The organism is Pseudomonas sp. TWI923, from assembly GCF_039673365.1.
Classification (GTDB): Bacteria; Pseudomonadota; Gammaproteobacteria; order Pseudomonadales; family Pseudomonadaceae; genus Aquipseudomonas; species Aquipseudomonas sichuanensis.
The window spans coordinates 1-11,410 of record NZ_JBDJLM010000108.1; the positions used below are offsets into that span (position 1 = coordinate 1).

The window sequence follows — 11,410 nt, forward strand, 5'->3', positions numbered from 1 at the left end:
TTTGTGGGGCCCGTTCCGGGTTAAACCCCGCCCCTACTGGGTGGGCTCGGGGTTTACCCGGCGAAGAGGCCGGTGCAGACTACAACCGCCTCAGAACAACCAGCTATACAGCGCGTAAGCGACTACCACCGCCAGCACCGGACGCAAGATGCGATAAGCCTTCGGATTGGCACGCTTGAACTGCTTCACGCGGGAGCTGATCACATTGCTGAAACGCTTGCTCCAGGCATACGCCTGGTTGATCCCGCCGACACGCTCGTCGTCGGTATTCTGCGGTGCGGTGGCACGGCCGAGGAAGGCGCTGACCTTGCGGTTGATGCGGGTCATCAACGGGCTGTTGAGCGGGCGCTCGACATCGCAGAACAGGATCACCCGAGTCATCTCGGTCTCGTTCTTCACCCAGTGCACGAAGGTCTCGTCGAACATGACGTCCTCGCCATCGCGCCAGGCGTATGGCTGGCCGTCGACGTAGATGCGGCAGTTGTCCGAGTTGGGGGTGGACAGGCCCAGGTGATAGCGCAGCGAACCGGCAAACGGGTCACGGTGCGGGTTCAGATGGCTGCCGCCGGGCAGCAGGGCAAACATCGCACCTTTGACGTTAGGAATGCTGTTGACCAGTTCGACGGTCTTGGGGCAAAGCGCCTCGGCCGACGGCAGCGCTTTGTCGTACCACTTGAGGTAGAAACGCTTCCAGCCCTTCTTGAAAAACGAACCGAAACCGGCATCGTTGTCTTTTTCCGCGGCCTTGATGTAACCCTCGTCGAACAGGCGCATGGCCTCTTCGCGGATGGTTTGCCAGTTGTCCTTGAGCACGTCCAGTTCAGGGAAGCGCTGGCGGTCGAGGTACGGCTTGGAAGGCACGCAGGAGAACAGGTACATCAGGCTGTTGTACGGGGCGAACAGCGCCGAATGGTTGACGAACTGGCGCAGCACCGGCAGACGCGCCTTGCCGCGCAGGTGTACGAACAGCACGCTGCCGAAAAAGACCAGCAATACACCGGCCTTGGCGACAAAGGAAAAGGTCATGCAACACTCCTTGGAGGGGAAATCTGGCCATCCCCGAATAGCCGGACATGATAACCCCCTCCGGGGGAGCTGCAAGCTCCTAGCTGCAAGGGGCAAGCTGACCTGCGTCAACGCAGGCTTTGATCTTGCCGCTTGAAGCTTGCAACTTGCCGCTTACTTTGCCGCTTACTGCTGGTTTTCCTGCTCGCTGAACATGTCGCTGAACAGCATGCTGGACAGGTAGCGCTCGCCGGAGTCAGGCAGGATCACGACGATGGTCTTACCCTGCATTTCCGGTTTTTCCGCCAGGCGCACCGCCGCCGCCATCGCCGCGCCACAGGAGATGCCACAGAGGATGCCCTCCTCCTGCATCAGGCGAATGGCCATGGCCTTGGACTCCTCCTCGGTCACCGTTTCCACCTGGTCGACAATCGACAGGTCGAGGTTCTTCGGCACGAAGCCGGCGCCGATGCCCTGGATCTTGTGCGGGGTGGGCTTGAGTTCCTCGCCGGCCAGGGTCTGGCTGATCAGCGGCGAGTTCACCGGCTCCACCGCCACCGACAGGATCGCCTTGCCCTGGGTGTGCTTGATGTAGCGCGACACCCCGGTGATGGTGCCACCGGTGCCGACGCCGGCCACCAGCACGTCGACCGCGCCATCGGTGTCGTTCCAGATTTCCGGGCCGGTGGTCTTCTCGTGGATGGCCGGGTTGGCCGGATTGTCGAACTGGCCCGGCAGGAAGTGCTGCGCAGGGTTCGAGGCGACGATCTCGTTGGCCTTCTCGATGGCGCCCTTCATGCCCTTGGCCTTATCGGTCAGCACCAGCTCGGCGCCCAGCGCCTTGAGCACCTTGCGCCGCTCCAGGCTCATCGACTCCGGCATGGTCAGGATCAGCTTGTAGCCGCGGGCGGCGGCCACGAAGGCCAGGCCGATGCCGGTATTGCCCGAGGTGGGCTCAACGATGGTCATGCCCGGCTTGAGTTTGCCGCTGCTCTCGGCGTCCCAGATCATGTTCGCGCCGATCCGGCACTTCACCGAGTAGCCAGGGTTGCGCCCTTCGGTCTTGGCCAGGATGGTCACGCCGCGCGGGGCGATGCGGTTGATCTGCACCAGCGGCGTGTTGCCGATGGAGTGGGCGTTGTCTGCGTAGATACGGCTCATGGCAGGTGTCCTTGAACATGAAAGAGCGGGGAAAAACATCAGGGTAAGCCTGCAACGGGGGAGCGTAAAGCCTGATCGCGCCTGCCGGGCGGCCGGTCGTGACGGACCATTCAGGGACTGAATACCGGGTCTGCGTTTGCAGGCGTCGGGGCTGGGGTTATAGTCGCTGACAAAATACAAACATGTGTTGTCTCTACCGGCCCTATCGCCGGCAAGCCGGCTCCCACAGCGATTGCGCCGTACCTGTGGGAGCCGGCTTGCCGGCGAAGGGCCGGCACAGGCCACCCCAGAGGATCGGTTCATGAAGTTCGAAGGCACCCGCGACTACGTCGCCACAGACGACCTGAAACTGGCGGTCAACGCGGCCATCACCCTGGAACGCCCGCTGCTGGTCAAGGGTGAGCCCGGCACCGGCAAGACCATGCTCGCCGAACAATTGGCCGCCTCGTTCGGTGCGCGCCTGATCACCTGGCACATCAAGTCGACCACCAAGGCCCACCAGGGCCTCTACGAGTACGACGCGGTCAGCCGCCTGCGCGACTCGCAGCTGGGCACCGACAAAGTCCACGATGTGCGCAACTACCTGAAAAAGGGCAAGTTGTGGGAAGCCTTCGAGGCCGAGGAGCGGGTGATCCTGCTGATCGACGAGATCGACAAGGCCGACATCGAGTTCCCCAACGACCTGCTGCAAGAGCTCGACAAGATGGAGTTCTACGTCTACGAGACCGACGAGACCATCAAGGCCAAGCAGCGCCCGATCATCATCATCACCTCCAACAACGAAAAGGAGCTGCCCGACGCCTTCCTGCGCCGCTGCTTCTTCCACTACATCGCCTTCCCCGACCGCGACACCCTGCAGCGCATTGTCGATGTGCACTACCCGAAGATCAGCGAGTCGCTGGTCAGCGAGGCGCTGGACGTGTTCTTCGACGTGCGCAAGGTGCCGGGCCTGAAGAAAAAGCCCTCCACCTCCGAACTGGTCGACTGGCTCAAGCTGCTGATGGCCGACAACATCGGTGAAGCGGTACTGCGTGAACGCGACCCGACCAAGGCCATCCCGCCGCTGGCCGGGGCCCTGGTCAAGAACGAGCAGGACGTGCAACTGCTCGAGCGCCTGGCCTTCATGAGCCGGCGCGGCAACCGCTGACAGGAGCCGGGCCATGCTGCTCAACCTGTTCAATGAAATGCGCGCGGCCAAGGTGCCGGTGTCGGTGCGCGAGCTGCTCGACCTGCACCACGCCCTGCAGAAGGGCGTGGTGTTCGCCGACATGGACGCGTTCTACTACCTCGCCCGGGCCATCCTGGTGAAGGACGAACGCCATTTCGACAAGTTCGACCGCGCTTTCGCCGCCTACTTCAAGGGCCTGGACAACCTCGACCGGCACATCGAGGCGCTGATCCCCGAGGACTGGCTGCGCAAGGAGTTCGAACGCTCGCTGAGCGACGAGGAGCGCGCGCAGATCCAGTCCCTGGGCGGCCTGGACAAGCTGATCGAGGAGTTCAAGAAACGCCTCGAAGAGCAAAAGGAACGCCACGCCGGCGGCAACAAGTGGATCGGCACCGGCGGCACCAGCCCCTTTGGCTCGGGCGGCTTCAACCCCGAGGGCATTCGCGTCGGCGAGGCCGGCAAGCGCCAGGGCAAGGCGGTGAAGGTGTGGGACCAGCGCGAGTACAAGAACCTCGACGACCAGGTCGAGCTGGGCACCCGCAACATCAAGCTGGCGCTGCGCCGCCTGCGCAAGTTCGCCCGTGAAGGCGCCGCCGAAGAGCTGGACATCGACGGCACCATCGACCACACCGCCCGTGACGCGGGGCTGTTGAACATCCAGATGCGCCCGGAACGGCGCAACACGGTGAAGCTGCTGTTGCTGTTCGACATCGGCGGCTCGATGGATGCCCATGTGAAGGTGTGCGAAGAGCTGTTCTCGGCCTGCAAGACCGAGTTCAAGCACCTGGAGTACTACTACTTCCACAACTGCGTCTACGAGTCGGTGTGGAAGAACAACCTGCGCCGCACCTCGGAGCGTTTCGCCACCTTCGACCTGCTGCACAAGTACGGCGACGATTACAAAGTGATCTTCGTTGGCGACGCCGCCATGGCCCCCTACGAGATCACCCAGCCGGGTGGCAGCGTCGAGCACTGGAACGAAGAAGCCGGGTATGTGTGGATCCAGCGCTTCATGGAGAAGTTCAAGAAGGTCATCTGGATCAACCCGTACCCCAAGCAGGCCTGGGACTACACGGCGTCAACCCACCTGGTGCGCGACCTGATCGAGGACAAGATGTATCCGCTGACCTTGCAGGGGTTGGAAGACGGGATGCGCTACCTGTCCAAGTGATGTTGCCTGCTCTGGCCTATTCGCGGGTAAACCCGCTCCCACAGGGTTTGCGCGCCCCCTGTGGGAGCGGGTTTACCCGCGAAAGGGCCAGCAGCTTCACCGCCAGCGTTGCAGGTATTGCTGCTGCTCCCGCCACGCCTCGTCCTGCACCACCGCCCGGAACCGCACCACCGCCCCCGGCAGGCACTGCGCCAGTTGCGCCAGGGCCAGCGGCGTCAACGCGCCCAGCCGCGGATAGCCGCCAATGGTCTGCCGATCATTGAGCAGCACGATCGGCTGCCCGTCCGGCGGCACCTGCACAGCGCCCAGCGGGATGCCCTCGGAAATCATCGGCGCTCCCTGGTACGCCAGCTGCGGCCCCAACAGGCGAATGCCCATGCGATCGGCGCGACTGTCCAGGGTCCAATCGCGGTTGAACGCCTCGAACAAACTGGTACCGCTGAAGTCGCCAATCTGCGCGCCCATTACCAGATCGAGCGTGGGCAGAGCTGGGTAAACCGGCCGCAAATGCTCCGGCACGGCTTCGTGGGAGCAGCGATTCGGCGCCTCGACTTGCCCCGCGATGCCCCCCGCAAACTGCAACACCTGCCCCTTGGCCAGCGCCCTGCCCTGCCCGTCGATACCGCCCAGTTCCTCGCGGATTACCGTGGCACAACTGCCCAGCACCCGCTCGCCAAGCAAACCACCCGGCGCCGCCAGATAAGCCCGCACGCCCTGGCGCGGTTGGCGCAAGCTCAGGCACTGGCCCTTGCCCAACCTGAAGCTGCGCCAAGGCGCCACTGGCTGGTCATCGATACGCGCATCCAGGTCGGCACCGGCCAACGCCAGCACGCAATCCTGTTCGGCGACCACGCTGAAACCGCCCAGGGCGATCTCGACCACGGCACTGTCCAGGTCATTGCCCAGCAGCCAATTGGCCCAGCGCATGGCCACCCAATCCAACGCCCCGCCCTGGGTCACACCCAGGTGGCGCACACCGAAACGCCCGGCATCCTGCAACAGGCACAGCGCGGTGCTTGCCTCGATCCGCAACTGGCTCATGCCTGGGCCTCCAACGGGCTGTCGTCGCCGCCCAGGTTGATGAATTCGGCCCGTTCGACGGCCACGAATCGTACCCGGTCGCCCGGCTGCAGCAGGCTGTAGCCTTCGCGCTCGCGGTCGAACAGGCGCACCGGCGTGCGCCCGATCAGGTTCCAGCCGCCCGGCGATACCGCAGGGTAAGCGGCCGTCTGGCGTTCGGCGATGCCCACGCTGCCCGCCGCCACGCGCTTGCGCGGGGTGCTCAGGCGCGGGCTGGCCAGGCGCTCATCGACCAGGCCCATGAAGCCGAAGCCGGGGGCGAAACCCAAGGCAAATACCGGATAATCGCGACCGCTGTGCAGGCTGATCACCTCGGCTTCACTCAGCCCGCTGCGGGCGGCCAGCAGTGGCAATTCAGGGCCGACGCTGGCGTGGTACCACACCGGGATCTCGTGGCGCCGCCCGGCGCTGCCGGGGTCCGGCTGCAACCCCTCGAATGCTTGCACAATGCGCTGGCGCGCTTCGTTCGGTGCCAGGTCGAATTGCACCATCAGCGTGGTATAGGACGGCACCAGGTCGATCAGCTGTGCGCCGAACACCGCTCGCAGGCGCTGGCTGGCGGCGAGAATCCAGGGCATGTTGGCCTCATCGATACGGTCGAACAGGCGCACCATCAGGCTGTCGAACGCCACCACCTCGATACGCGGCGTCATGGCAGCTCCAGCGCGTCGAGGGCCTGGCGGATCTGGCGTACGGCGGCCACCGAGCTTTCGTTGTCGCCATGCACGCACAGGGTGCTGGCGTTCAGCTCCACAGCGCTGCCGTTATCGGCCACCAGTGCTTCACCCCGGGCCAGGCGCAATGCCTGCTCGACCACCAGCGCCGGGTCGTGGTGCACCGCGCCCGGCAGGCGCCGCGACACCAGGTGACCGCTGGCGGTGTAGGCACGGTCGGCGAAGGCTTCGAACCACAGCGGCACACCGATTTCGTCGCCCAGGGCCTGGGCGGCGCTGTTGTCAGCGGTGGCCATGAGCATCAGCGGCAGGTTGCCGTCATAGGCAGCTACGGCCTCGAGCACGGCACGCAGCTTTTGCGGGTCGGCCATCATGTCGTTGTACAGCGCGCCATGGGGCTTGATGTAGGCCACCCGGCTGCCCTGCACCTTGCAGATGCCATCCAGCGCGCCGATCTGGTAGTGCAGCAGGTCGCGGATCTCCTCGCTGCTGCAGGCCATCGAGCGGCGGCCGAAGCCCACCAGGTCCGGGTAGGCCGGGTGCGCGCCAATGGTCACGCCATGCTCCAGCGCCAGGGCCACGGTGCGGCGCATGGTGCCCGGGTCGCCGGCGTGGTAGCCGCAGGCGATGTTGGCGCAATCGATGTACGGCATCACCTCGGCATCCAGGCCCATGCGCCAGCTGCCGAAACTTTCGCCCATGTCGCAATTGAGTAGCAGGCGTTTCAATTGGCTGATTCCCGTGTCGATGTTCATGCTGCCTACCTTAGCGTGCCAGCAGTTGTTTGCCGCGGGTTTCCGGCAGGCTCAGCGCCGCCAGGATCACCACGCCATAGGACACCGCGGCGAAGGCGCCAATGCCCAGCCCCAATGGTACTTTCTGGCTGAGCAGGCCGATCAACAGCGGGAACAACGCCGCGAAGACCTTGCCGATGTTGTAGCAGAAGCCCTGCCCCGAGCCGCGGATACGGGTGGGGAACAGTTCGGTGAGGAAGGCGCCCATGCCGCTGAAGATGCCCGAGGCGAAGAAGCCCAACGGCAAACCCAGCCACAGCATCACGCCATCGCTGACCGGCAGTTGGGTGTAGAGCAGCACGATGACGAACGAACCCACGGCGAACAGGATGAAGTTCTTCTTGCGCCCCAGCAGGTCGGACAGGTACGCGCTGACCACGTAGCCGATGTAGGAGCCGACGATCACCATGGCCAGGTAGCCGCCGGTGCCGAGCACGCTCAGGCCGCGCTCGTTCTTGAGGAAAGTCGGCAGCCACGAGGTGATCGCGTAGTAACCGCCCAGCGCCCCGGTGGTCAGCAGCGAGGCGCGCACGGTAATCCAGAGCATGCCGGGGGCGAAGATCTCGTAGAAATGCACGGGCTCGGCAGCGCGTTCGGCGGCCTTGGCCTCGCGATAGACCTCCGGGTCCTTGACCAGGCGGCGCACGAAGATCACGAACAGCGCCGGCAGCAGGCCGAGCAGGAACAGCGCGCGCCAGGCTTGTTCAGGCGGCAGCCAGGAGAACAGCAGCGCATAGAGGATGGCGGTCAGGCCCCAGCCGATGGCCCAGCCCGACTGCACCATGCCCACCGCCTTGCCACGGTCCTGGGCGCGGATCACCTCGCCGATCAGCACCGCGCCGGCGGTCCATTCGCCGCCGAAACCGAAGCCCATCAGGGTGCGGGCGATCAGCAGTTGCTCGTAGTTCTGGGCGAAACCGCAGAGGAAGGTGAAGAAGGCGAACCACAGCACTGTCAGTTGCAGGGTGCGCACCCGGCCGATGCGGTCGGAAAGGATGCCGGCGATCCAGCCGCCCAGGGCCGAGGCGATCAGCGTGCTGGTATGGATCAACCCGGCCTCGGTGGTGCTGATGCCCCAGAGCATGATCAGGGTGGGCACGACGAAACTGAGCATCTGGGTGTCCATGCCGTCCAGGCCATAGCCGATCTTGCAGCTCCAGAAGGTGCGTCGTTGCTGGGAGTCGATGTCGCGGTACCAGGCGAAGGGGCCGCTCGAGGATCGGGCGGGGGCCTGCTGCTGCACGCCGGTCGGGTTCATGTATGCCTCGGCTTGTTGGTATTGTTTTACGGGCGACGTCGAGGTCGCGGCCTGGCTGCCATGTTCAGAGCCAGCGCCTCAAGCGTCCAACGAGAAAATCCGCCGGTCTGGAACAAGAAAAACTGATCATGAACCTTCGCTTCCTCGAAACCTTCGTCTGGGTCGCCCGGCTCAAGAGCTTCCGCCTCACCGCCGAGAAGCTGTTCACCACCCAGGCCTCGGTGTCCAGCCGCATCGCCGCGCTGGAAGCCGACCTTGGGGTGAAACTGCTGTTGCGCGACTCGCGCGGGGTCAGCCTGACGCCCGAGGGCAGCAAGGTGCTCGAATACGCCGAGCGCATGCTCGACACCGCCAAGGCCATGAAGCAGTCGCTGGACAGCGACCGGGCCAAGACCGGGCGGATTCGCCTGGGGGTGATGGACACGGTGATCCACACCTGGATGAGCGCGCTGGTGGCGGAGCTTACCGAACGCTACCCGCAGGTGGAGATCGAACTGGTGGCCGACACCGCGCTGAACCTGCGCGAACAGCTGCAAAAAGGCTTTCTCGACGTGATCCTGCAGACCGACCTGCTGCGCGAGCCGTCGATCCGCAGCCTGGACCTGGCGCGTTACCCCATGGGCTGGATCGTTGCCGCCGGCTCCATCCACCACCGTGACTATGGGTCGCTGGCTGAGCTGGGCCGCGAACGCATCGTCACCTTCTCGAAGAATTCACGGCCTCACCAGGAGGTGCTCAGCCTGTTGCAGGGTGCAGGGGCCGAGGCGCCGCGCTTGAACTGCGTGAACTCGGTGGCGGCGATCACCCGCTTGCTGCGCGATGGCTTCGGCATCGGCGCGCTGCCGCCGGCGCTGGTGGACAGCGAGTTGAGCCGGGGTGAACTGGTGCTGCTGGAGGGGTTGCAGCCACCGCCGAGCCTGGAACTGGTGGTGGCCTGGCAGACCGGGGTGGCGCTGGTGGACGAGGTGGTAGGGGTTTGCCGGCAGGTGCTGGAGCGCTATGCGCGGGATGTGGGGGGGCAGCGGATTGTGTTGGTCTGAACAGCCCAATCGCGGGGCAAGCCCGCTCCCACGCATGCAGTGTGTTCACCTGTGGGAGCGGGCTTGCCCCGCGACAGGGCTGGCGAGGGCTAGCGCCAGCTCTCTTTGACCACCTTGCGCCGTCCACCCAGGATCACCCAGCCGACCAGCAGCAACAGGCTCTCGACCACGAACGCCAGCACGAAGCCGGCGCCAATCCCCCAGCCGATCGCCTCGGGCACCAGCAGGATCTGGTAGCTGTAGCCCTTGAGTGTCTCTTCACGCAGCGCCGGTTCCGGCTGCACCAGCACATGCCAGCTGCGGCTCACCCACGAGCCTTGCAGCGCCTGCCACTCGTGCTCCAGCAGTTGGTTACGGATCAGCAGGCTTTCGATGCTGTTGGCATCGCTGTTGAACACCGGGTCGTCGCTGCTGCGGTAATGCTGCACCAGCGCCTGCAGGTCGCCGTTGAAGAAACGCTGGGCGGTCTGGCGGAAGCCGTCGAGCGCCTGGCGCGATTCCAGCAAGTGCGCCTCGACCCGCTGGCTGTAATCCTTGACCAGCCCGGGTACCTGAATACCGGCCAACAGGCCGAACGTGAACAACAGCAAGCGCAGGTAACTTCTGAACATGGAGCGTCCTTAGCTCTGGCCGTGGGCGACGCACTCACCGTGGCGCCACAGGGCCCATTGGCCAGGCTCGTAGCGGTTCCAGGTCTCGTTCTCGGTCAAGGCTTCAGTGGCGATCACCGTGACCACGTCGTTGGGGGTGGTTTGCGTGTGGAAATCGACGATCAGGTCGACATCCTTCAAGCGTGCAGCGCCGAAAGGCGCGCGACGGGTGATGTGCACCAGCTTGGTGGAGCAGAAACAGAACAGCCAGTCGCCGTCGCTGAGCAGGCAGTTGAACACGCCCTTGCCACGGTATTCGGCGCAGGCCTCGACCAGCACCGGCAATAGTTGCTCGACCTCGACCGGCTCGGGGAAGGCCTCGCGCACGCGGTTGAGCAGGTCGCAGAAGGCCGCTTCGCTGTCGGTGTCGCCGATCGGGCGATAGAAGGTGCGTTGGCCGCTGAACTCGCCCAACTGGCCATTGTGCGCGAAGCACCAGTTGCGGCCCCACAGCTCGCGCACGAACGGATGGGTGTTGGACAGGCACACCCGGCCAACGTTGGCCTGGCGAATATGGCCGATCACCACTTCGCTCTTGATCGGGTAGCGCTGCACCAGATTGGCCACCTCCGACTCGCTGCTCGCCGCCGGGTCCTGGAACAGGCGCAGGCCGCGCCCTTCGTAGAACCCGATGCCCCATCCGTCGCGGTGCGGGCCGGTGCGGCCACCGCGCTGCATCAGGCCGGTGAAACTGAAGACGATATCGGTGGGGACATTGGCACTCATGCCCAGCAGTTCGCACATGCTCGCGGCTCCTGGCTTACAGACGGGGTTCTACGCGGCCCTGGCCCGGGCCGGAACGGCGCACGGGAGCAGGTGGCGGGTCATCGCGGTAACGGTCGTTGCGGTCGGCGGCCACCGGGGCCAGGGCCGGCGCCTCGTCATCTTCCTTGGCCTGGCGCTGGGCCGCGGCCTCACGCAGGGCACGGCGCTCGCCGGCACGTTTTTCCAGCGGCCAGCGGATCAGCACGAAGACTAGGTACAGGGCGAAGGCGATCATGCCGTACATGGCCAGGTCCGAGGCGGCGCGCCAGGCGTTGTTGCCGACCTTGAAGGCCAGGTCCAGCGCGGTGATGGCGATGGCCGGGGCGAAGCTGTCCTTGACCGGGTCGACGATGGTCGGGCTGAACAGCAGCACGGCGACGATCACCCACAGCGGCTCGCGCAGCCAGCGCCACATCCAGCCGGTGAGCTTGCAGGCCACCAGCAGGCAACCCAGGGCGGCGACGGCGTAGAGGCCCCAGGCCAACAGATAGTCGTGTTCGGTCATGGTGTTCGTGCATGCCAGGCAAAGAGACGCCTATGATAAACACTTTTACCGGCGCAGGCGCCCCCTCTCCCATTCAGGAACCGCGTCGGCTGCTTCGCGGGTAAACCCGCTCCCACAGGGATTGCGCATAACCTGTGGG

General features: G+C 65.0%; 12 protein-coding genes. 3 read left to right on the forward strand and 9 right to left on the reverse strand.

Annotation, left to right across the window (positions count from 1 at the left end; all coding sequences use genetic code 11):
- Positions 1-90: 90 nt before the first annotated feature.
- Positions 91-1,026, reverse strand: coding sequence for an aspartyl/asparaginyl beta-hydroxylase domain-containing protein (locus tag ABE459_RS24290; RefSeq protein WP_346648156.1), 936 nt, complete (start codon positions 1,024-1,026; stop codon positions 91-93).
- 165 nt (positions 1,027-1,191) lie between these two features.
- Positions 1,192-2,166 carry a cysteine synthase A gene (cysK, locus tag ABE459_RS24295; protein ID WP_125463078.1) on the reverse strand — a complete coding sequence of 325 codons (975 nt, stop codon included), beginning with the start codon at positions 2,164-2,166 and terminating at the stop codon, positions 1,192-1,194.
- Positions 2,167-2,467: 301 nt separating this feature from the next.
- Between cysK and ABE459_RS24300 the strand changes: the two genes are divergently transcribed.
- Positions 2,468-3,313, forward strand: a complete 846-nt coding sequence (locus tag ABE459_RS24300) for a MoxR family ATPase (protein ID WP_110992491.1) — start codon at positions 2,468-2,470, stop codon at positions 3,311-3,313.
- A 13-nt stretch (positions 3,314-3,326) separates the two neighbouring features.
- Positions 3,327-4,505, forward strand: a complete 1,179-nt coding sequence (locus ABE459_RS24305) for a VWA domain-containing protein (protein ID WP_125857790.1) — start codon at positions 3,327-3,329, stop codon at positions 4,503-4,505.
- 96 nt (positions 4,506-4,601) lie between these two features.
- On the opposite strand, the gene ABE459_RS24310 is transcribed toward ABE459_RS24305, so the two are convergent.
- From ABE459_RS24310 to ABE459_RS24325, 4 genes are read right to left on the reverse strand one after another with little or no spacing between them, the layout of a single operon-like run.
- Entirely contained in the window at positions 4,602-5,546 is a 945-nt protein-coding gene (locus ABE459_RS24310; protein ID WP_323830850.1) for a biotin-dependent carboxyltransferase family protein, read from the reverse strand.
- Positions 5,543-6,238, reverse strand: coding sequence for a 5-oxoprolinase subunit PxpB (gene pxpB / locus ABE459_RS24315; RefSeq protein WP_125463075.1), 696 nt, complete (start codon positions 6,236-6,238; stop codon positions 5,543-5,545). The genes ABE459_RS24310 and pxpB overlap by 4 nt, the downstream gene beginning before the upstream one ends.
- Entirely contained in the window at positions 6,235-7,014 is a 780-nt protein-coding gene (locus ABE459_RS24320; protein WP_323830849.1) for a 5-oxoprolinase subunit PxpA, read from the reverse strand. The genes pxpB and ABE459_RS24320 overlap by 4 nt, the downstream gene beginning before the upstream one ends.
- 10 nt (positions 7,015-7,024) lie before the next feature.
- A complete protein-coding gene (locus ABE459_RS24325) occupies positions 7,025-8,311 on the reverse strand; it encodes an MFS transporter (protein WP_323830848.1) in 1,287 nt (428 codons plus the stop codon).
- Between the two features lie 128 nt (positions 8,312-8,439).
- Between ABE459_RS24325 and ABE459_RS24330 the strand changes: the two genes are divergently transcribed.
- A complete protein-coding gene (locus tag ABE459_RS24330; RefSeq protein ID WP_323830847.1) occupies positions 8,440-9,351 on the forward strand; it encodes a LysR family transcriptional regulator in 912 nt (303 codons plus the stop codon).
- An 89-nt stretch (positions 9,352-9,440) separates the two neighbouring features.
- Here ABE459_RS24330 and ABE459_RS24335 read toward each other — a convergent pair whose 3' ends face one another.
- The 3 genes from ABE459_RS24335 to ABE459_RS24345 are packed head-to-tail and all read right to left on the reverse strand — an operon-like array spanning position 9,441 to position 11,271.
- Complete coding sequence (locus ABE459_RS24335; RefSeq protein WP_323830846.1) at positions 9,441-9,962, reverse strand: DUF2937 family protein; 522 nt, start codon at positions 9,960-9,962, stop codon at positions 9,441-9,443.
- Between the two features lie 9 nt (positions 9,963-9,971).
- Positions 9,972-10,745: a class II glutamine amidotransferase gene (locus ABE459_RS24340; protein WP_125463070.1), complete on the reverse strand. Its 774-nt coding sequence runs from the start codon at positions 10,743-10,745 to the stop codon at positions 9,972-9,974.
- A 16-nt stretch (positions 10,746-10,761) separates the two neighbouring features.
- Positions 10,762-11,271: an MFS transporter gene (locus tag ABE459_RS24345; RefSeq protein ID WP_323830845.1), complete on the reverse strand. Its 510-nt coding sequence runs from the start codon at positions 11,269-11,271 to the stop codon at positions 10,762-10,764.
- Positions 11,272-11,410 lie beyond the last annotated feature (139 nt).